General features: G+C 75.0%; 1 protein-coding gene (only partly in view). It reads right to left on the reverse strand.

What is annotated here, in order from left to right:
* Nucleotides 1–24,098, reverse strand: partial view of an SDR family NAD(P)-dependent oxidoreductase gene (locus OG570_RS36050; RefSeq protein ID WP_326953355.1) — the 3' portion only. 3,499 nt of this gene lie beyond the right edge of the window; only the last 24,098 of its 27,597 coding nucleotides appear in the window; the start codon falls outside the window, past its right edge — the gene reads right to left on this strand; it ends in the stop codon at nucleotides 1–3.

Here is a 24,098-nt window from a genome sequence, read left to right on the forward strand (position 1 = left end):
TCAGTCCCAGTCGGCGCTCAGCTTCTCGTCCAGCAGGGCGAAGACGTCCTCGTCGCTGGCCGCGTCGAAGTCGAAGCCGTCGCCTTCCACGTCTTCGCGGGCGCTCCACGTGCCGCGCAGCTGCTCCAGCCGGGTCGCGATCTCCTCGTGCGAACCCGGGTCGAGCACGGCGTCCTGCAGCACCTTCTCCAGCCGCGCGAGGTCGGCGAGGATCGCCTGCTCCGGCTTCTCCTCCGGGGCGACCAGCTCGGCGAGGTAGGCCGCGAGGTCGCGCGGGGTCGGCTGGTCGAACGCGAGCGTCGCCGGCAGCTGCAGCCCGGTGGCGCCCTCCAGGCGCCGCCGCAGTTCGACCGCGGTGAGCGAGTCGAAGCCGAGTTCGGTGAACGCTTGGTCGGGCCCGACGACGTCCGCCGGCCCGTGTTCCAGCACCACGGCCACCGCGTCGGCGACGACCTCCAGGAGCACCTCGATCCGGTCCGCCGGGGACAGCCCGGCCAGCCGCGGCGCGAGGTCCGCCCGGGCCGGGGCCGCAGCCGCGGTTCGCCGCGGCGGCACCAGCTTGCGCAGCACCGGCGGGACGTCCTGCCCGCGCAGCACCGGCAGGTTCAGGTGGACCGGCACGGCCAGGGGGTCGCCGCCCGCGCGGACCGCGTCGAACACGGCCAGCCCGTCGTCGGCGGCCAGGAGCTCGACGCCGGCCCGGGCCAGGCGCCGGATCTCGGCGTCGGGCAGGGCGGCGGTCATGCCCGCCTCCGGCGTCCACGGGCCCCACGCCAGCGAGACCGCGGGCCGGCCGTGGGCGTGGCGGTGGACGGCGAGGGCGTCGAGGAACGCGTTCGCCGCGGCGTAGTTGGCCTGCCCCGCGCCGCCGAGCGTCCCCGCGAGCGAGGAGAACAGCACGAAGCCCGCGAGGTCGTGCCCGGCCGTGAGTTCGTGCAGGTGCCACGCGCCGTCGGCCTTGGGCCGCAGCACCGTCTCGAAGCGGTCCGGGGTCAGCGATCCGAGGACGCCGTCGTCGAGCACGCCCGCGGCGTGCACCACGGCCGTGAGGTCGACGTCGTCGAGCAGCGCGGCGAGGGCAGCCCGGTCGCCGACGTCGCAGGCAGCGACGGTGACCGAGGCGTCCAGCGCGCGCAGGTCGGCTTCGAGCCCGGCTTCGGCGACGCCGGATCGGCTGACCAGCAACAACTTCCGCTGACCGGCCGCGGCGAGCCGCCGCGCGACGAGGGCGCCGAGACCGCCGGTGCCGCCGGTGATCAGGACCGTGCGTTCCGGGTCCCACTCCGTGACGTCGGGGCCGGTGGTGGCGCGATCGAGCCGGGCGGCCGACGCGGCTCCGTCCCGAATGGACAGGTCCGGCTCGCCGGCACCGAGGAAGTCCCGCAGGGGCAGCGAATCGTCGGTGTCGGCCAGGACGAACCGGCCCGGGTTCTCCTGCTGCGCCGAGCGCACCAGGCCCCACACCGCGGCGGCCGCGAGGTCGTCGCCGGTCAGGGCCCCGCTGGTGCGCAGGACGAGGACGTCGTCGAACCGCGGGTCCGCCAGCCAGGCCTGCAGCAACGCCAGGACCGCGGTGGTCGCGGCGCGGGTCGCGACCGTCGGGCCGCCCGGGTACGCCGGAACGGTGACCACGACCGGGCCGTCGGTGCCCAGCGCTGCGAGGTCGTCGAGGGCGCGGGCCGGGTCGGTCAGCGTGTGGTCCGGGGCGGTCACCTCGGCCGCCGGGATCGCCGACAGCGGGGTCCAGGTGAGCCGGTAGAGGTGGTTCGCCCGGAGCTGGTCGGCGGCCGGTTCGCGGACCGTCAGGCCGTCGACCGTGGCCACGGGTGCGCCCGCCGGGTCGGTGATGGTGATGCCGATCGTGTCCGGGCCCGCCGGGGCCAGCCGGACGCGCAGGTCCGCCGCGCCGGTCTGGTGCAGCGAGACGCCGCGCCAGGTGAACGGCAGCGCGGGCTTACCGTCCGGGTCGGCCACCATGCTCGGGTGCAGGGCGGCGTCGAGCAACGCCGGGTGCAGCCCGAACGCGCTGGTCTCCGGGTCGTCGAGCCGCACTTCGGCGAACAGCTCGTCGCCCTGCCGCCAGAGCGCCGTCAGGCCCTGGAACACCGGGCCGTAGTCGAAACCACGGTCCGCCAGCAGCGAGTAGGCGTCCGTGAGATCCACCGGCGACACTCCGGCGGGCGGCCACTCGCTCGTGTCGGACGCGGGTGCCGGGGTGGCCGGGGCGAGGACGCCGGTGGCGTGCCGGGTCCAGGTGCCGCCTTCGAGCAGGGAATGGACCTCGACCGGCCGGTTCCCGGCGTCGTCGGCCGGGCCGGCCGACACCTGGATCGTGGCGGCGCCGTCGGCGGGCAGGACCAGCGGGGCGAGCAGGGTCAGCTCGTCGACGCGGTCGCAGCCGACCTGCGTCCCGAGGTGGCGGGCCAGTTCGAGGAACGCCGTGCCGGGCAGCACGATCGAGCCGAAGATCGTGTGGTCGGCCAGCCACGGCTGGGCCGCCGCGGACAGCCGCCCGGTGCAGACGGCGGTGCCGGACGCGCCCAGGTCGAGCACGCCGCCGAGCAGCGGGTGCCCGGCGCTGCCACGCGCGTCACCCTGGCGCACGGGCGGCCAGAAGCGGCGGTGCTCGAACGGGTAGCCCGGCAGGTCGGCCCGCGGCCCGGGGGTGGACCAGGCGACGTCGACGCCGGAGACGTACAGCTCGGCCAGGGCGGTCAGGAACGTCCGCTCCTCGTCGCGGTCGCGGCGCGCCACCGGGACGACGAGCGCGCCCGGGACGTCGACCAGGCTCGCGAGCACCGCGTCCGGGCCGACCTCGACGAACCGCGTCACGCCGGACTCGGCGAGCCGGTCGACCGCGTCGGCGAACCGCACCGCGTCGCGCACCTGCCGGACCCAGTACCCGGGTGACGTGACGTCGCCCGCCGCGATCATCGGCACCGCCGGCGTCGAGAACTCCAAGCCCGCGACGACCTCGCCGAACTCGGCCAGCATCGGTTCCATCAGCAGCGAGTGGAACGCGTGCGACACGCGCAGCCGGCGCTGCTTCGCGAACTTCGACGCCACCGCCTCGACCGCGTCTTCGAGGCCGGACAACACAACCGACTCGGGACCGTTGATCGCGGCGATGTCGACGCCGTCGCTCAGCAGCGGCAAGACGTCCGCCTCGGACGCCCGGACAGCGACCATCACGCCGCCTTCGGGCAGCGCGCCCATCAGGCGCGACCGGGCGGAGACCAGCGTGCACGCGTCTTGGAGCGTCAGCACGCCCGCGATGTGAGCGGCCGCGATCTCCCCCACCGAGTGGCCGGTGACGAAGTCCGGGTGCACGCCCTGCGACTCGAGGAGCCGCGCCGCGGCGACCTCGAACGCGAGCAGGCCGGGCTGGGTGTACTCCGTGCGGTCGACGAGATCGGTGTCGAGTGCCGCCCGGACGTCCGGGGCCAGCAGGCTCAGGACCTCGTCGAACGCCGTGGCGAACACCGGGAACCGCTCGGCCAGCCGGCGGCCCATCCCCGGTCGCTGCGCGCCCTGTCCGGAGAACAGGAACGCGGTCGGCCCGGTCAGGACTGTGCCCTCGACGACGTCGGCGGACGGGCCCGCCTCGACGTACGCGGCCAGCGCGGCCGCCGGGTCTTCGGAGACCACCGCGGCGCGGTGCGGGAACGGCGACCGCAGGGCCAGCGCACGACTGACGTCGCCCGCGTCCAGACGGTCGACGACGCCGCCGAGCCGCGTGGCCTGGGCCCGGACCGCCGCGGCGGAGCGCGCGGACAGCGGCCAGACGGCGAGTCCGGCGGCCGGTGCGGCGGGCGGCTCGGGAGCCTGCTCGATGATGACGTGGGCGTTGGTGCCGCTGATCCCGAACGACGAGATCCCGGCCCGCCGCGCCCGGCCGACCTCCGGCCAGCCGCGGGTTTCGCCGACCAGCTCGACGGCGCCGGCGTCCCAGTCCACATGGGACGACGGCTCGCCGACGTGCAGCGACTTGGGCACGATTCCGTGGCGCATCGCCTCGACCATCTTGATGATCCCCGCGACACCGGCGGCGGCCTGGGTGTGCCCGAAGTTGGACTTCACCGAGCCCAGCAGCAGCGGGGTTTCCCGGTCCTGGCCGTAGGTGGCCAGAAGGGCCTGAGCCTCGATCGGGTCGCCCAGTTTCGTGCCGGTGCCGTGCGCTTCGACGACGTCGACGTCCGAAGTGGACAGTCCGGCGCTGGCCAGGGCCTGGCGGATGACGCGTTGCTGCGAGGGGCCGTTCGGGGCGGTGAGGCCGTTGGACGCGCCGTCCTGGTTGACCGCCGAACCGCGCACCACGGCGAGGATCTCGTGGCCGTTGCGGAGGGCGTCCGACCGGCGTTCGAGGACGAGCAGGCCGACGCCTTCGGACCAGCCGGTGCCGTCGGCGTCGTCGGAGAACGCCTTGCAGCGGCCGTCCGGGGACAGCCCGCGTTGGCGGGAGAACTCGACGAACGTGGCCGGGGTGGACATCACCGTCACACCACCGGCCAAAGCGAGCGAGCACTCCCCCGCCCGCAGGGCCTGCGACGCCCAGTGCAGCGCCACCAGCGACGACGAGCACGCCGTGTCCACCGTGACCGCGGGACCTTCGAGGCCGAGGGTGTAGGCGACGCGGCCGGAGGCGACGCTCGGGGCGCTGCCGTAACCCTGCTGGCCTTCGTACTCGCCGCCGGTGAGCAGGCCGCCGTAGTCGCTGTACATCACGCCCGCGAACACGCCGGTCGACGAGCCGCGCAGGCTCACCGGGTCGATCCCCGCGTGTTCCAGGGCCTCCCACGACGTCTCCAGCAGGAGCCGCTGCTGGACGTCGGTGGCGACGGCCTCGCGCGGGCTCATCCCGAAGAACGCGGCGTCGAATTCGGCCGCGGCGTGCAGGAAGCCGCCTTCGCGGGTGTAGGTCGTGCCCGTGTGGTCGGGTTCCGGGTCGTAGAGCGCGCCGAGGTCCCAGCCGCGGTCGGCCGGGAAGCCGCCGATCGCGTCGGTGCCGGCGGCGACCAGGTCCCAGAACTCGGCCGGGGAACCGGCGCCGCCCGGGTAGCGGCAGCCCATGCCGACGATGACGATCGGGTCGTCGTCGGCTGCCCGGACCGGACGCGTTTCCGCGGCGGTTTCCGTGGTGCCGACCAGTTCGGCGAGCAGGTGGGCCGTCAGCGCGGCCGCGTTCGGGTGGTCGAAGACGAGCGTCGTGGGCAGCCGCAGCCCGGTCGCCGTGGCGATCCGGTTCCGCAGCTCGACGCCGGTGAGCGAGTCGAAGCCCATGGCCGAGAACGCCCGGCCGGGGTCGATCGACGTGCTGTCGGCGTGCCCGAGCACCGCGGCGACCTGCCCGGCGACCAGGTCCGCGACGACGTCCCGGCGTTCGGCCCCGGTGAGCCCGGCCAGCCGCCGGCCCAGCTCGCCGGTGCTCGCCGTCTTGGCGCGGCGGGTGGTCGCGCGGACCAGCCCCCGCAGCGGCGGCGCGACCTCGCCGGTCGCCGACGCGGCCGGCCGGACCGGTGCGAGCACCGGGGTTCCGGCGCCGAGGGCGGCGTCGAACAGTTCCAGGCCGTCCTCGGCCGTGAGGACCGAGACGCCGTCGCGGGCCATCCGGCGGACGTCGGCGTCGGTGAGGTCCGCCGTCATGCCGCCGGTGCCGGACCACGGGCCCCAGGCCAGCGAGACGGCGGGCAGCCCGAGGGCGGTGCGGTGGTGGGCGAGCGCATCGAGGAAGGCGTTGCCCGCGGCGTAGTTCGCCTGGCCCGCGCCGCCGATGGTGCCGGCGATCGAGGAGAACAACACGAACCCGGCGAGGTCGGCGGTCAGCTCGTGCAGCGCCCAGGCGGCGTCGGCCTTGGTGCGCAGGACGCGGTGGAGCTGGTCGTCGGTCAGGGTCTCTACGGTCGCGTCGTCCAGGACGCCGGCCGCGTGGACGACGGCGGTGAGCGGGTGCTCGAGGCCGTCGATCAGGGCCTTGAGCGCGGCGCGGTCGGTGACGTCGCAGCGCGCGACGGTCACCCCGGCGCCGAGGTCGATGTCGACCTGAGCGCTGCGGCTGACCAGCAGCACGTGCCGCATGCCGTGCTCCCGCACCAGGTGCCGGGCCAGCAGGCGGCCCAGTCCCCCGGTGCCGCCGGTGATCAGGACGGTCCCGTCGGGATCCCAGGTCCACGGCTCGGATGTGACGTCGGCGCGCACCAGGCGCGGCACGGCCAGCTCGCCGTCACGCACGCGGACCTGCGGTTCTCCGGCGGCGAAGGCGAGTTCGCCGTCGACGAGCAGGAAGCGGTCCGGATGCTCGGTCTGCGCTGAGCGGACGAGCCCCCAGACGGCGGCCGCGGCGAGGTCGGTGCCGTCGGTGGCGCCGCGGGTGTGGAAGACGAGTTTCGCGTCGGCGAAGCGGGGGTCGGCGAGCCAGTCGCGGACCAGGGTGAGCGCCCCGGCGGTGACTTCGTGGACGTCTCCCCCGGTGATCGGGACGACGACGTGGTCCGGCACCTCCGCCAGGTCGGCCAGCGTGCCTTCGAGGACCACGGACGACGTGCTCGGTGCGGCTGTGGCCGGGATCCAGTCGAGCCGGAGCAGGGCGTCCTTGACGGCGGACCGGGCGCGGGTGACCGCGGCGGGCCGGAACGTCACGGCGTCGACCGTGGCGACCGGAGTGCCGTCGGCGTCCGCGAGGGCCAGGGCGACCGTGTCGGTCCCGGCCGGGGTGATGCGGGCCTGCAGGAACGACGCCCCGGCGGCGTGCAGCCGGACGCCGCGCCAGCTGAACGGCACGTGCGGGCGGGCATGGTCCGCCGTGAGGGCCACCGCGTGCAGAACCGAGTCGAGCAACGCCGGGTGCAGGCCGAACGCGGCGGTGTCCTCACCCAGCTCGATCTCGGCGTAGACGTCCTCGCCGCTGCGCCAGACCCGGCGCAGGCCCTGGAACGCGGGCCCGTAACCGAGGCCTAGCGCGGCGAGGGTTTCGTAGTCGGCGTCGACCGGGATCGCGTCGGCCGGGCGGGTCACGTCGATCGCGGCCGTGCCGGTCGACGGCTCCAGGACGCCGGTCGCGTGCCGGGTCCAGCTGCCGTGGTCACCTTCGGGGCGGGAGAAGACGTCGACGTCGCGCAGGCCCGCGGCGTCCGGCGCGGCGACGCGGATCTGCAGGTGCGCGGCCGTGTCGAGGGCCAGTGGCTCCAGGAGGGTCAGCTCGCGGACGGCCGGGCAGCCGGCCTCGTCGCCGGCGCGGCGGACGAGTTCGACGAACGCCGTGCCGGGCAGCACCGTCGCGCCGAGGACCGTGTGGTCGGCCAGCCACGGCTGCGTCTGCGTCGAGAGCCGGCCGGTGAACAGCAGACCGGCGTCCTCGGCCAGCTCGACCGACCCGCCGAGCAGCGGGTGCCCGGGCGCGCCGAGGCCCAGTCCGGCCGGGTCACCGGCCACGGCGCGGGCGTGCGGCCAGAACCGCTGGTGCTGGAAGGCGTAAGTGGGCACCGGGACTGCGCGGCCCTCGAAGAAGCCGTCCCACGACACCGGCAGGCCGGAGACGTAAAGCTGGGCGAGGGCGGTCAGGAAAGTGCGGGATTCATCGTGGTCCCGGCGCAGGGCCGGGACGACGATGGCGTCTTCGCCGACGACGTCGGCCGCGAGCCCGGCGAGCACCGCGTCCGGGCCGAGTTCGACGTAGCGATCGACGTCCCACGCTTCGAGGGCTCGCAGCGCGTCGAGGTAGCGGACGGGCTCGCGCACCTGGCGGACCCAGTACTCGGGCGAGGTGACGATGCCCGCGGCCACGACCGGGATCGACGGCTCGTGGTAGGTCAGCTCCGCCGCGACGGCGGCGAACTCGGCGAGCATCGGGTCCATCAGCGACGAGTGGAACGCGTGCGAGACGCTGAGTCGCTTGGCGTCGCCGAACCGCTCCGCGACGGCCAGCACCGCGGCCTCCGGCCCGGCGATCACGACCGAGCGGGGGCCGTTGACCGCGGCCAGGGAGACGTCGTCGCCGAGCAGCGGGAGGACGTCGGCTTCGGTGACGCGCAGGGCGACCATCGCGCCGCCCGGCGGGAGCGCCTGCATCAGCCGGCCGCGCGCGGCGACCAGACGGCAGGCGTCGTCCAGGGAGAACACGCCGGCGACGTGCGCGGCGGCGATCTCGCCGATCGAGTGCCCGGCGACGTAGTCCGGGCGCACGCCGCGGGCGGTCAGGGCCTGGAACAGCGCGACCTCGACGGCGAACAGCGCGGCCTGCGTGTGTTCGGTGCGGTTGAGCGCGGCCGCGTCGTCGCCCCACATGACCTCGCGGACCGCCGGGGCGAACCCGGCGAGCACCGTGTCCAGCGCGGCCGCGAACACCGCGTCGGCGGCGGCCAGGTCCCGGCCCATGCCGAGGCGCTGGGAACCCTGGCCGGAGAACAGGAACGCCGTCCGGCCGGTGGTCTGGGTACCGGTCACGACGTCCGGGTGGGTAGCGCTCGCGCTCAAGGCGGCCAGGGCCGCGCCGTCGTGGTCCGGGCCGGCGAGGACGACGGCCCGCGCGTCGAAGCGGGACCGGCCGTGGGCCAGGGTCCACGCGACGTCGCGGTGGTCGGCTCCGGTGACGTGCTCGCGGAGCACGGCAGCCTGCGCCCGCAACGCTTCCTGGGTCTTGGCGCTGAGCAGCCACGGGACGGTCCCGGCTTCGGGCCGTGTGGCGGCCGGGGGCGGCGGCGCGGGCTGTTCCAGGATCACGTGGGCGTTCGTGCCGCTGATCCCGAACGACGAGACTCCCGCGCGGCGCGCCCGGTCCGCGTGGGGCCAGGCGGTTTCGGCGGTGGTCAGCTCGACCGCGCCCGCGGTCCAGTCGACGTGCTTCGACGGTTCGGTGACGTGCAGCGTCCGCGGCACGACGCCGTGGCGCATCGCCTGGACCATCTTGATGATCCCGGCGACCCCGGACGCGGCCTGGGTGTGCCCGAGGTTCGACTTGACCGAACCCAGCAGCAGCGGGGTTTCCCGGTCCTGGCCGTAGGTGGCCAGGAGAGCCTGGGCCTCGATCGGGTCGCCGAGTTTCGTGCCGGTGCCGTGCGCTTCGACGACGTCGACGTCCGAAGTGGACAGTCCGGCGCCCGCCAGGGCCTGGCGGATGACACGCTGCTGGGACGGGCCGTTCGGGGCGGTCAGGCCGTTGGAGGCGCCGTCCTGGTTGACCGCCGAGCCGCGCACGACGGCGAGGATCTCGTGGCCGTGGCGCTGGGCGTCGGAGAGGCGTTCCAGGACCAGGATGCCGACGCCTTCCGACCAGCCGACGCCGTCGGCGCTGTCGGAGAACGGCTTCGAGCGGCCGTCGGCGGCGAGGCCGCGCTGGCGGGAGAACTCGACGAACGCCGCCGGCGTCGACATCACCGTGACGCCGCCCGCGAGGGCGAGGTCGCAGTCGCCGGCCCGCAGCGCCTGGGCCGCCCAGTGCAGGGCGACCAGGGACGACGAACACGCGGTGTCGACGGTGACGGCCGGGCCTTCCAGCCCGAGCGCGTACGAGACGCGACCCGAGGCGACGCTGCCCGCGCTGCCGCTGGTCTTGTAGCCCTCGACGTCTTCGCTGCCGTCGAGCAGGCGGCTGTAGTCGCTGTACATGACGCCCGCGAACACGCCGGTCGCGCTGCCGCGCAGCGAAGCCGGGTCGACGCCCGCGCTCTCGACCGCGGCCCACGACGTCTCCAGCAGCAGCCGCTGCTGGACGTCGGTCGCGACGGCTTCACGCGGGCTCATCCCGAAGAAGTCCGCGTCGAACTCCGCGGCGTCGTGCAGGAAGCCGCCGTGGCGGGTGTAGGACGTCCCGGAGTGGTCCGGGTCGGGATCGTAGAGCGCGCCGACGTCCCAGCCGCGGTCGGCGGGGAACTCGCTGATCGCGTCGCCGCCTTCGCGGACCAGCCGCCACAGGTCCTCGGGCGACGTCACGCCGCCCGGGTAGCGGCAGGCCATGCCGACGATGACGATCGGGTCGCCGTCGACGACACCGGTCGCGCGGATGGTCTCGACCGGCGCGTCACCGAAGATCTCCCCGACGATGTGCGCGGCCAGGGCCCCGATGGTCGGGTAGTCGAACACGAGCGTCGCCGGGAGCCGCAGTCCCGTGGCGGCGTTGAGGCGGTTGCGCAGTTCGACGGCGGTGAGCGAGTCGAAGCCGAGTTCGGCGAAAGAGCGCGTTGGCGCGATCTTGCGGGTGCCGGTGTGGCCGAGGACGTGCGCGACCTCGTTGGCGACGACGACGCCCGCTTCCTGCAGCCGTTCCTCCGCGGACCGGGTCCGCAGGCGGCGTTCGAGCGCGCCTTCGGCGACCGCGAGGGTGCGGCGGGCGGGCGCGCGGACCAGGCCGCGCAGGGGGTGCGGGATGTCGTCGCGGGCCTGGAGGGCGGCGCGGTCGAGGCGAACCGGCAGCAGCACCGGCGCGGCCGCGGACAGGGCCGCGTCGAACAGCTGAAGACCCTGCTCGACCGACAGCGGCGGGAAGCCGGCGCGGGCGAGGCGGTCGAGACCGGCCTCGCCGAGGTCGGCGGTCATGCCGGTCGTCGGGACCCACGGGCCCCAGGCCAGGGAGACGGCCGGGAGACCCTGGGCCCGGCGGTGCGCGGCGAGGGCGTCGAGGAACGCGTTGGCGGCACCGTAGTTGGCCTGGCCGGGGATGCCGAGGGTGCCCGAGACCGAGGAGAACAGCACGAACGCGGTCAGGTCGCCGGTCAGTTCGCCGGTCAGTTCGTGGAGCAGCCAGGCGGCGTCCGCCTTCGGCCGCCGGACGGTCGCGAGCCGCTCGGGCGTCATCGCTTCGAGGGGCGCGTCGTCGAGCACGCCGGCGGCGTGGACGACGGCGGTGGGCGGGTGGCTCGCCAGCAGTGCGGTGAGCTGGGCGCGGTCGGCGACGTCGCAGGCCTCGACGACGACGTCGGCACCGGCGGTCCGCAGCTCCGCCACGAGGTCCGCGGCGCCCGGGCTGTCCGCGCCGCGGCGGCTGACCAGCAGCAGGCGACGGGCCCCGTGCTCGGTCACCAGGTGCCGGGCGAGGACGGCGCCCAGTCCCCCGGTGCCGCCCGTGATCAGGACGGTCCCTTCGGGGTCCCAGGCCGTGCTTTCCGTCGGCACGGCGGGCGCGAAACGGGCCGCGAGCAGTTTGCCGTCACGCAGCGCGACCTGCGGTTCTTCGGTCGCGAACACGGCCGGCGGCAGCGTGGACCCGTCGAGTTCGAGGAGGCCGAAGCGGCCCGGGTGCTCGGCTTGCGCGGCGCGCACGAGACCCCAGACGGCGGCGGCCGGGAGGTCGCCCTCGCGGGTCACGAAGATCAGCTTCGCGTCGGCGTAGCGGTCGTCCGTGATCCAGCGCTGGGCCAGCTCGAGGGCTCGGTCGGCGAGGTCGGCCGCCGAGCCCGGCACGTCGGCCGCGTCGCCGGTCAGGCAGGTGACGACGACGTCGGGTGCGTCGGCGCGGTCGTCCAGCGCGGCCACTCCGATGCCGAGGGGGTCGTCGCCCAGGAGCGCGACCGAAAGGGAGGTCGCGTCCGGGATCGGCACCGGCGTCCAGTCGAGCTGGAACAGGGAATCGTTGCGGCGCACGGCGTCGCGGCCGGCTTCGCGGACGACCAGGGAGTCGATGGTCGCCACCGGGTCGCCGTCGGCGGTGGTCAGTTCGAGACCGATGCCGGGGGTCACGCGGACCCGCAGGGCGACGGCTCCGGCGGCGTGCAGTGAGAAGCCCTGCCACGAGAACGGCAGTTCACGCGCGGCCGGGGCGCCCGGGCGGAGCGTCACGGCGTGCAGGGCCGCGTCCAGCAACGCCGGGTGCAGGCCGAACCCGGCCGCTTCGGCGTGGTGGGCGGGATCCAGTTCGACCTCGGCGAAGACGTCGTCGCCGCTCCGCCAGGCCGCGCGCAGGCCGCGGAACCGGGGGCCGTAGTCGAAGCCGTCCGCGGCGAAACTCTCGTAGAAGTCGTCCAGGGGCACCGGAATCGCGTCCGGCGGCGGCCAGGCCGTGGTGTCCGAATCAGACACAGTGGACACCGGGGTGGCCGGGCTCAGGGTGCCCGTGGCGTGTTCGGTCCAGGCGTCCGCGGTCCGCGAGTGGATGCCGACCGGGCGGCGGCCGCGGGCGTCCGGCTCGCCGACCCGGACCTGCACCTGGACGCCACCCTGCGGCGGCACGACCAGCGGGACGGCCATGGTCAGCTCGTCGATGCGGGGGCAGCCGGTCTCGTCGCCGGCGCGGATGGCCATCTCGGCCAGCGCCGTGCCCGGCAGCAGGACCTGGCCGTACACGACGTGCTCGGCCAGCCACGGCTGGGTGTGCAGGGAAAGCCGGCTGGTCAGCACGACCTCGTCGGAGCCCGCGAGGCGGACGGTTCCGTCGAGCAGCGGGTGCCCCGGCGCGCCGAGCCCGAGCGACGTGGCGTCGCCGCCGGTCCGGGTGGCCGGTGGCCAGAACAGCTCGCGCCGGAACGGGTAGGTGGGCAGGTCGACGCGGCGGCCGCCGGTCAGGGCCGGCGTCCAGTCGACGTCGGCGCCCGAGACGTGCAGCCGCGCGACGGCTTCGGTGAAGGCGATCTCCTCGCCGCGGTCACGGCGCAGCAGCGGCACCGCGACGGCGTCCGGCGCCACGCCCGCGACCAGCGCGGACAGCACGCCGTCCGGGCCCGCCTCGACGAACCGGGACGCCCCCGCGGCCACCAGCGCGCCGACACCGTCGGCGAAGCGGACGGCGTCACGTGCGTGGCGCACCCAGTGCTCGACGGTGGTGACGTCGGCGTCGGCGCTCACGGTGGAGACGAGCGGCAGGCGCGGCTCGTGGAAGGTCAGGCCCGCGAGGACGTCGGCGAAGTCCGCGAGCATCGGCTCCATGAGCGGCGAGTGGAATGCGTGCGAGACGGTGAGCCGCCGCGTCTTCTCGAACCGTGCGGCGATCGCGACGACGGCGTCCTCCGCCCCGGCGACGACGACCGAACGCGGCCCGTTCACCGCGGCGATCGAGACGTCCGCGCCGAGCAGCGGACGCACCTCGTCCTCGGTGGCCTGCAACGCGATCATCGCGCCGCCGGCGGGCAGCGCCTGCATCAGCGCGCCGCGGGCGGCGACGAGCGTGGACGCGTCTTCGAGGGAAAGGACGCCCGCGGCGTGAGCCGCGGTGATCTCGCCGATCGAGTGGCCGGCGACGAGGTCGGGCTCGACGCCCCACGACGCGGTCAGCCGAAGCAACGCAACCTGGAGTGCGAACAGCGCGGGCTGGGCGAACTCGGTGCGGTCGAGCGCGGTCTGGTCGTCGCCGCGGACGACGTCGGCGATGCGGTCGCCGAACTGCGCGAGCACGGCGTCGTGGGCCTCGGCGAACACCGGGAACCGCTGGGCCAGCTCGCGGCCCATGCCGGTGCGCTGGCCGCCCTGCCCGCTGAAGACGACCGCGGTGCGGCCCGGGACGACCTCGCCGGTGACGACCGCGGGGTGCGAGCCGAGGGCGGTCAGGGCGTCGGCGTGGTCGGCGAGGACGACGGCACGGTGCGTGAACCGGGAGCGGGTTGTCGCCAGGGAGTGGCCGACGTCGAGGGGGTCGGCGGTCAGCCCGGCCAGCTGCGTGGCCTGGGCGTGCAGGGCCTCTTCGGACTTCGCGGACAGCACCCAGGGCACGACTTCCGGCCGGGGCGCTGCGGGGGCGGTCGGTGTGGCGGGCGGCTGTTCGACGATCGCGTGGGCGTTGGTCCCGCTGATCCCGAACGACGAGACCGCCGCGCGGCGCGGGCGGCCCGTCTCCGGCCACGCCGTCGGCTCGGCGAGCAGGGTGACCCCGCCCTCGGCCCAGTCGACGCGCGACGACGGCGTCTCGGCGTGCAGGGTCCGCGGCAGCACGCCGTGGCGCATGGCCAGGACCATCTTGATGATCCCGGCGACACCGGCGGCGGCCTGGGTGTGCCCGAGGTTCGACTTCACCGAACCCAGCAGCAGCGGCGTTTCGCGGTCACGGCCGTAGGTCGCGAGCAGGGCCTGGGCTTCGATCGGGTCGCCCAGCGACGTCCCGGTGCCGTGGCCTTCGACCGCGTCGACGTCCGTTGCAGCCAGTCCGGCGTTGGCGAGGGCCTGGCGGATGACGCGTTGCTGCGACGGGCCGTTGGGCGCGGTCAGGCCGTTGGAGGCGCCGTCCTGGTTGAGCGCGGAGCCGCGGACGACGGCCAGCACCGGGTGCCCGAGCCGCCGCGCGTCGGACAGCCGTTCCAGCAGCAGCATTCCGGCGCCTTCGGACCAGCCGGTGCCGTTCGCGCCGTCGCCGAAGGAGCGGCAGCGGCCGTCTTCGGACAGGCCGCGCTGGCGGGAGAACTCGATGAACGTCGACGGCGTCGACATCACCGTGACGCCGCCGGCCAGCGCCAGGTCGCACTCCCCCGATCGCAGCGCCTGCGCGGCGAGGTGCAGCGCGACCAGCGACGACGAGCAGGCGGTGTCGACCGTGACGGCCGGGCCTTCCAGGCCGAGCACGTAGGACACCCGGCCGGAGGCGACGCTGCCCGCGCTGCCGCTGGTCTGGTAGCCCTCGGCGTCCTCACTGCCGTCGAGCAGGCGGCTGTAGTCGTGGTACATCACGCCGGCGAAGACGCCGGTGGCGCTGCCGCGCAGCACGACCGGGTCGATCCCGGCGCGCTCGATGGCCTCCCACGACGTCTCCAGCAGCAGGCGCTGCTGGACGTCGGTGGCGACGGCCTCACGCGGGCTCATGCCGAAGAACTCGGCGTCGAACTGCCCGGCGTCGTGCAGGAACCCGCCGTGACGGGTGTAGGACGTCCCGGCGTGGTCGGGGTCCGGGTCGTAGAGCGCGTCCAGGTTCCAGCCGCGGTTGGCGGGGAATCCGGAGATGGCGTCGCCGCCGTCGTTGATCAGGTCCCACAGCTGCTCGGGCGTGGTGACGCCGCCGGGGTAGCGGCAGCTCATGCCGACGATGACGATCGGGTCGGTCGTGGTCGCGGCTTTGCGGACCTCGGCGACCGGCGCGTCGGCGTCGAACAGCTCGGCCAGGAGGTGCTCGGCCAGCGCCGTGACGGTCGGGTGGTCGAAGACGAGGGTGCTCGGCAGCCGCAGCCCGGTCGCCGCGGCGAGGCGGTTGCGCAGGTCGACGCCGCTGAGCGAGTCGAACCCGAGGTCGGAGAACGCCCGGCCCGGCTCGATCGCGGCCGCGTCGGCGTGCCCGAGCGCGAGGGCGACGTGCGTGGCGACCAGGCCTTTCAGCGCGTCGGCACGTTCGGCGACGGGGAGCTGGGTGAGCGTGCCGGTGAGGTCCCCGGCGGCCGCGGTGGCCCGGCGGCGGGCCGGGCGGACGAGGCCGCGCAGGACGTGCGGGATCTCCGGCTGCCGTCGCACGGCGGCCAGGTCGAGCGGCAACGGCAGGACGGCGGGTTCGCCGGTGCCGCGGGCGGCGTCGAACAGCGCGAGTCCGTCCTCTGTGGACACCGGCGGCATGCCCGCTTCGGCGAGGCGCCGCAGGTCGGTGTCCGAGAGCGTCGCCGTCATGCCGCTGCCGGACTCCCACGGGCCCCAGCCGAGCGAGCGCGCGGGCAGGCCGTCGCGGTGACGGCGCCGGGCGAGCGCGTCGAGGAAGGCGTTGGCGGCGGCGTAGTTCGCCTGTCCCGCGCCGCCGAACGTGCCGACGACCGAGGAGAACAGCACGAAGTCGGTGAGGCCGGTGGTCAGCTCGTGGAGGTGCCAGGCGCCGTCGGCCTTGGCCCGCAGGACCTGCTCGAAGCGTTCGGGGGTGAGGGCGGCGAGGATGCCGTCGTCGAGAACACCGGCGGCGTGCACGACGGCGGTGATCTCACGGCCGTCCAGGAGCCGCTCGACGGCGTCCCGGTCGCCGACGTCGCACGCGGCGACCTCGACGTGCGCGCCCAGCGCGGCCAGGTCGTCGAGCAGGCCGGGCGCGGTGCGGCCGGACCGGCTGACCAGCAGGAGGTCGCGGCGCCCGCGCGCGGCCAGGTGTTTCGCGACGGCGCTGCCCAGGCCGCCGGTGCCGCCGGTGATCAGGACGGTGCCGTCCTGCTCGTCGATCTCCTGCGGTGTTTCGGTGATCCGCGCGAGCCGGGCGGCATGGACCTGGCCGTCGCTGATCTTGAGCACCGGTTCGCCGGTGGCCACGATCGCCGTGGTCAGCGGCGTGGAGTCGTCGGTGTCGACGAGCACGATGCGGCCGGGGTGCTCGGCCTGGGCGGAGCGGACGAGCCCCGCGGCGGCCGCGGCGACCGGATCGGTGCCATCCCACGCGCCCCGCGTGACGACGACCAGGGTGGCCGCGCTGTCCCGCGTCAGCCAGTTCTGCAGTTGCGTCAGGACCCGGCCGGTCTCGCGGCGCAGGGACAGCGGCACGGCACGCAGGTCTCCGGCGACCGGCCAGGCCACGAACTCCGGCGCCTCCGTCAGCGACGCGGGATCCTCGGTCTCGAAGACCGGGTCCGCCGCCGGCACCGGGATCGGCGTCCAGTCCAGGCGCAGCAGGGAGCGGGCCTGCGTCCGGGCGGCCGGGCCGGTGCGGCGCAAGGTGAGGCGGTCCACCGTGACGACCGGGGTGCCCGACGGGTCGGCGGCGGTGACGCGGATCGCGTCGCCGTCGCCCGGGGTGAGCCGCACGCGCAGGGCGGACGCGCCGGTGGCGTGCAGGGAGACGCCGTGCCACGAGAACGGGACGCTGCCCGTGAAGTCGGGGCTCAGCAGGGAAACCACGCGCAGGGTCGCGTCGAACAGGGCCGGGTGCAGGCCGTAGGCGTCCGGCTGGTCCGTGCTCGGGAGCGCGACCTCGGCGAAGATCTCGCCGTCGCGGCGCCAGGCGGCGGACGGGCCGGGGAACGCGGGGCCGTACCCGAGGCCGTCTTCGGCGAGCCGTTCGGTCAGGCCGGTCAGGTCGAGGGGTTCGGCGTCGGCGGGCGGCCAAGCCTCGAAGTCGGCGGGGGCTGCGGTGTCCGGGACGAGCCAGCCCGCGGCGTGCCGGGTCCAGGGGTCGTCGGTGCTGCCGTCGGTCCGGGACGAGAACGTGAACTCGCGGGCGCCCGCGTCGCCGGGGGCGCTGATGCGCAGCTGGAGCTGCCGTCCGCTCGACTCGAGGACCAGCGGGGCCTCGATGGTGAGTTCGTCGACGCGCTCGCAGCCGAGGTCGGCGCCCGCGGCGAGGGCGAGTTCGACGAACGCGGTGCCGGGTAGGACGGGCTCGCCGTGCACGGTGTGGTCGGCGAGCCAGGGCCGGGTCGCGGTGGTGAGCAGGCCGGTGAGCACGACACCGCCGTCGTCGGCGAGGTCGAGCGCCGCGCCCAGCAGCGGGTGCCCCGCGGCGGCCAGACCGGCGCCGCGGAGGTCGCCGGTGGCACGGGCGACGGGCCAGAACCGGCTGCGCTGGAAGGGGTAGGTGGGCAGGTCGACGGTCCGCGCGCCGCGGCCGGCGAACCACGCGGCCCAGTCGACGGTGGTCCCGGCGACGTGCACCCGGGCGAGGGCTTCGAGGACGGCCACGGTTTCGGGACGGTCCCGGCGCAGCAGCGGCGTGACGACAGCGTCCGCGTCGACCATCCCGGCCAACACGGCGTCCGGCCCGACCTCGACGTACGTGGTGACGCCGGCGTCGGCGAGCCGGCCGAGGGTGTCGCCGAAGCGGACGGTGGCCCGCACGTGCTCGACCCAGTACTCCGGCGACGTCACGTCCCCGGCGGCGATCACCGGGAGCTGCGGCTCGTTGAGGGTCAGCTCGGCGACGACCGCGCGGAAGTCGTCGAGCATCGGGTCCATCAGGTGCGAGTGGAAAGCGTGGCTCACCTTGAGGCGGGTGGTCTTCTCGAACTTCGCCGCCACTTCCAGTACCGCGGCTTCGACGCCGGACAGCACGACCGAGCGCGGGCCGTTGACCGCCGCGATGTCGACGCCGTCGGTGAGCGCCGCGCGAACGTCCTCTTCGGACGCTCGCACCGCGACCATCGCGCCGCCCGGCGGCAGGGCTTGCATCAGGCAGCCACGCGCCGCGACCAGCGCACACGCGTCGTCCAGGGACAGGACACCGGCGAGGTGGGCGGCCGCGATCTCGCCGATCGAATGGCCGGCGACGTAATCGGGGCGGACACCCCAAGTGCTGAAGAGCTTGGCGAGCGCGACTTCGATGGCGAACAGCGCGGGCTGGGCGGTTCCGGTCTCGGCGATCAGGGCGGGATCCGTGCCCCAGATGACGTCCCGGAGTTCCGGGTCGAAATGGGCGAGGACCTCGTCCAAGGCCGCAGCGAAGACCGGGTACTCCTCCGCCAGCTCGCGACCCATGCCGAGCCGCTGGGCGCCCTGGCCGGTGAACAGGAAGGCGACGCTTGGTGCCGCCGCTTGTCCTCGGGCCGCCTCCCGCACGCCGTCCGGCGTCGCCAGGAGGACGGCTCGGTGGGCGAAGGTCGCGCGGGTGGTGACCAGGGAGTATCCGGCGTCGAGCGGGTCGAGCCCGGCCAGCCGCTCGGTCTGCGCGTCGAGGGCGGCGTCGGAGCGGGCCGAGAGCACCCACGGCACGACCGGCGGGACCGGCCGCGGTTCGGGGGTGTGCGCGGGCGCGGGGGCTTCGATGACGACGTGGGCGTTGGTGCCGCTGATCCCGAACGACGAGATCCCGGCCCGCCGCGCCCGGTCGACCGCGGGCCAGTCGCGGGCCTCGGCGACCAGCTCGACCGCGCCCGTGTCCCACTCGACGTGGGACGACGGCGTCCCGGCCCAGAGCGACTTCGGGACGACGCCGTGACGCATGGCGAGGATCATCTTGATGATGCCCGCGACGCCGGCGGCGGCCTGGGTGTGGCCGAGGTTGGACTTGACGGAACCCAGCAGCAACGGCGTTTCGCGGTCCTGACCGTAGGTGGCCAGCAGGGCCTGGGCCTCGATCGGGTCGCCGAGTTTCGTGCCGGTGCCGTGGGCTTCGACGACGTCGACGTCCGTTGTGGACAGTCCGGCGCTCGCGAGGGCCTGGCGGATGACGCGTTGCTGCGACGGGCCGTTCGGGGCGGTGAGGCCGTTGGACGCGCCGTCCTGGTTGACCGCACTCCCCCGCACGACGGCGAGGATGCGGTGGCCGTTGCGGAGCGCGTCCGACTGGCGCTCGAGGACCAGGAGGCCGACGCCTTCGGACCAGCCGGTGCCGTCGGCGTCGTCGGAGAAGGACTTGCAGCGCCCGTCGCCGGCGAGGCCGCCTTGGCGGGCGAAGTCGAGGAACGTCGCCGGGGTGGACATCACCGTCACGCCGCCGGCCAGCGCGAGGGAGCACTCCCCCGCCCGCAGGGCCTGCGACGCCCAGTGCAGCGCCACCAGCGACGACGAGCACGCCGTGTCGACCGTGACCGCGGGACCTTCCAGGCCGAGCGCGTAGGAGACGCGGCCCGAGGCGACGCTGCCGGCGGTGCCGTTGACGTCGAAGCCGCGCGCGTCCGGGTCCTGCCCGGCGGTGACCGCCGCGTAGTCGTGGTACATCACGCCGGCGAAGACGCCGGTGTCGGATCCCTTGAGCGACAACGGGTTGATGCCCGCCTGCTCGAACGCCTCCCACGACGTCTCCAGCAGCAGCCGCTGCTGCGGATCGGCGCTGAGCGCGTCACGCGGGGAGATGCCGAAGAAGTCGGCGTCGAACTCGGCGGCGCCGTGCAGGAAGCCGCCGGCGCGGGTGAAGTCCGCGTCCGGGACGTGCCAGCCACGGTCGGCCGGGAAGCCGGTTATCCCGTCGCGGCCCTCGGTGAGGAGGTCCCACAGCTCGTCCGGGGTCGTCACGTCGCCGGGATAGCGGCAGGCCATGCCGACGACGACGATCGGGTCGTCGGTGCGCGCGGTGGTGACGGTCCGGGCCGGCGCCGGGGTGTCGCCCTCGACGAGGGTCTTGAGGAACGCGCTGACCGCGTCGGGGGTCGGGTGGTCGAAGACGAGGGTGGCGGGCAGGCGGAGGCCGGTCGCTTCGGCGAGGCGGTTGCGGAGTTCGACCGAGGTCAGGGAGTCCAGGCCGAGTTCGCGGAAGGTCAGAGCGGGGTCGACGTTCGCCGCGGAGGCGTGGCCGAGGACGTTCGCGACGGTGGTGACGACGACGGCGCCGAGGTCGGTCGCGGGCTGCCCGGCGGCGACGGCGGCGCGACGCGGGCGCGGCGGGACCAGGCGGTGCAGGATCGGCGGCACGGAGTCGAGGGCCCGCAGCGCGGCGCGATCGAGGTGCGCGGCGACGACGACCGGGTCTCGTCCTTCCAGCGCGGCGTCGAACCAGGCGAGACCGTCTTCGACGGAGTGCGTCGGCAGGCCGGCGCGGGCCATCCGCCGCAGTTCGGTGTCGGACAACGTCCCGGTCATCCCGCTCTGCTGCGCCCACGGCCCCCACGCGACGGCCCGGCCGGGCAACCCCGCGGCGGCCCGCCCCCGGATCAGCTCGTCGAGAGCGGCGTTGGCGGCGGTGTAGGCGCCCTGGCCGCCGTTGCCGAGCACGCCGAAGACGGAGGTGAACACGACGAAGCCGGCGAGATCGGGCAACAGCTCGTGCAGATGCCAGGCCGCGTCGACCTTGGGCGCGAGCACCCGGGCGAGCCGCTCGGGGGTGAGAGCATCGAGGACCCCGTCGTCGAGCACCCCGGCGGCGTGGACGACACCGGTGATGGCGTGCTGGGCCAGCAGCTCGGCCAGAGCAGCGCGATCGGAGACGTCACAGGCGGCGACGGTGACGTCCGCGCCGCACTCGGTGAGTTCGGTTGCCAGGTCGGCAACACCGGGAGCAGCGCTCCCCCGGCGACCGACGAGTACGAGCCGGGTAACGCCATGGTGGGCGACAAGGTGCCGAGCGACGTGCGCGCCGAGCCCGCCGGTACCACCGGTGATCAGAACAGCCCCATCACCCCAGCCGGCCGAGGTCGGCTCGGCGACGGTCGCGGACGCGGGCACTGGGGCGAGGCGGGGTACCTCCACCCGGCCGCCGCGCACGCGGATCTCGGTCTCTCCCGACTCCGGCAATGCCGCCAGGGCCGCCGCCAGTGTCTCGTCCACTTCGGACTCGGTGTCTTCCAGTGACAGCAGGAAGAAGCGGCCCGGCCGTTCCGCCTGGGCCGAGCGGACCAAGCCCTCCGCGGCCGCCGCGGCTGGGCCGCCGCGGGTGAGGAACACCAGCTGGGCTTCGTCCTCCAGGTGGTCACGCAGGTGGCCCAGGACCGCCGACGTCACCAAGCGGATGCCGTCCGGGGCCGAGAGGCCTACCGGGTCCGGGACCGGGACCACGAGCACGTCGGCCGCCGAAGGTGCCGCGCGGCGGCTCGGCAGCAGTGCACCCAGGTCGTCCGGGCCGACCGAAGCCCACGTCAGGTCCGCCGGGGTGCCCAGGTCCTTCGGCGTCCACTCGATGCGCAGCAGTGGCGGCGGGCCTGCCGGGGCCGGGTCGGCCGGTGGGCGCAGGACCAGGGAACCCACCGTCGCGACCGGGGCGTCGGCGGCGTCGGTCAAGGACAGTGTCACCGTGTCCGGGCCCAGGCGGCGGATGCGCAGCCGCACGGCCGAAGCGCCCACCGCGTGCAGTGCGACGTCCGACCAGACGAACGGCAAGCGAGCCCGCGGTTCGGCGTCCAGGCCCAAGAACGGGACCAGGTGCAGCGCGGCGTCGAACAGCGCCGGGTGCAGCAGGTAGCCCTCGGCGTCACCCGCCGCGGGCGGCAGGGTCAGGTCCGCGCACAGGTCGTCGCCCTCGTGCCAGGCCGCCTGGACGCCGCGGAACGCGGGGCCGTAGTCCAGGCCGGCCGCGGACAACGTCCGGTACATCTCCTCGACGTCGAGCGGCGAGGCGGCGGGGCCTGACGACGTCAGGACCGGCGCGGCGGCTGAAGGGGCCAAGCGACCGGTGGCGTGACGCGTCCACGCACCGCCGGGCGTGCGCGAGTGAATGGAGACATCCCGGCGTCCCGCCGAGTCGGGGCCGCCGACGCGGACCCGGATGCTCACACCGTCGCGTTCCAGGGGCAGGGGCGCGGTCACCGTCAGCTCGGTGAGCGCGCCGCAGCCCAGTTCGACGCCCGCGCGCAGCGCCAGCTCGACGAAACCGGTGCCGGGGAACAGGATCCGCTCTTCGACGACGTGGTCGGCCGGCCACGGCAGCGACGACGGCGAGAGGTGCCCGGTGAACACCGAGCCGTCGTCGCCGGGCAGCTCGACGGCCGCGCCGAGCAGCGGGTGCCCCGGCCGGTCCAGGCCCAGCTCCACCGGCGCGGGGCGCGCGGTGACCCAGAACCGCTCGTGCTGGAAGGGATACGTCGGCAGCGCGACGCGACGCGCACCCGTCCCGGCGAAGTAGGCGTCCCAATCGAGGGGGACGCCGAGCAGGTGCAGCCGGCCGAGTGCGGCGGCGACGGCCGGTTCCTCGGCGCGGTCGGCGCGCAGCAGCGGTACGGTCGCCGCACCCGGCAGGGCCCGCGCGATCATGCCCGACAGCGTGGTGTCCGGGCCGATCTCGACGAACGCCTCGGTTCCCGCGGCCTGCAGCGTGGTCACGGCGTCGGCGAACCGCACGGTCGCGACGACCTGCTCGACCCAGTACCCGGGGTCGGTCAGTCCGGCTTCGATCCGGCCGGTGACCGTCGAGACGACCGGGATCGACGGCTCGTGGAACGTCAGGCCTTCGGCGACGCGGCGGAAGTCGTCGAGCATCGGGGCCATCAGCGGCGAGTGGAACGCGTGCGACACCGAAAGCCGCCGCGTGTCCTCGAACGCCGACGCGACCTGCAGAACCGCATCCGCGACGCCGGAGATCACCAGCGACGTGGGGCCGTTGATCGCGGCGATCGTGACGCCGTCGACCAGCAGCGGCCGGACCTCGTCCTCGGACGCGCGCAGCGAGACCATCGCGCCGCCCTCGGGCAGCGCCTCCATCAACCGGCCGCGCGCGGCGACCAGCGTGCACGCGTCGGCCAGCGACAGCACACCGGCGACGTGGGCCGCCGCCAGCTCGCCGATCGAGTGGCCGGCGACGTGGTCGGGTCGCACCCCGAGCGATTCGGCGAGGCGGAACAACGCGACCTCGAGCGCGAACAACGCGGGCTGCGCGGTGCCGGTCCGGTTCAGGACGGCGGCGTCGTCGGTGCCGATCGCGGCGTCGAAGTGGCTGATGACCTCCTGGTACGCGGCGGCGAACACCGGGAACCGGGCGGCGAGCCCGGTGCCCATGCCGACGCGCTGGGTGCCCTGGCCGGCGAACAGCACCGCGACGAGGGGCTCGACCGGCGGCGCCGTCCCGCGGGCGACCTCGGCGAGCCCGTCCGGCCCGGCGAGCAGCACGGCCCGCCGGTCGAACGACGAGCGCGTGGTGACCAGCGACGCACCGACGTCGACCGGGTCCGCGTCGATCGCGCGCAGCTGCTCGACGGCCATGTGCAGGGCGTCGTCGGACTGCGCGGACACGACCCACGGCACGACGGCGGGGACGACGTCGCGCGCCGGTTCGGCCGGCTCGAAAGCGGGCGCCTGTTCCAGGATCACGTGGGCGTTGGTGCCGCTGATGCCGAACGACGACACCGCGGCCCGGCGCGGCCGCTCCCCCGCCGGCCAGTCACGCGCCACCGTCGCGAGTTCCACCGCGCCGGCCGTCCAGTCCACGTGGGACGACGGGACGTCGGCGTGCAGCGTGCGCGGCACCGAGCCGTGGCGCATCGCGAAGATCATCTTGATCACGCCGGCCACCCCGGCCGCGGCCTGGGTGTGCCCGATGTTCGACTTCACCGAGCCCAGCACGAGCGGGCTCGGCCGGTCCTGGCCGTAGGTGGCCAGCGCCGCCCGGGCTTCGATCGGGTCGCCCAGCCGGGTGCCGGTGCCGTGGGCTTCGAGGACGTCGACGTCCGATGCAGCCAGTCCGGCGTCGCCGAGGGCCTGGCGGATCACGCGTTGCTGCGCGAGGCCGTTCGGGGCGGTGAGGCCGTTGGACGCGCCGTCGGAGTTGACGGCGGAGCCGCGGACCACGGCGAGGACGTCGTGGCCGAGTTCGCGGGCACGCGAAAGCCGTTCGACGACGACCATGCCGACGCCTTCGGCCCAGCCGGTGCCGTCGGCGCCGTCGCCGAACGCCTTGCAGCGGCCGTCCTCGGACAGGCCGCCCTGCTTGGCGAACTCGA

The sequence above is a fragment of the Amycolatopsis sp. NBC_01286 genome (assembly GCF_035982555.1).
GTDB lineage: Bacteria > Actinomycetota > Actinomycetes > Mycobacteriales > Pseudonocardiaceae > Amycolatopsis.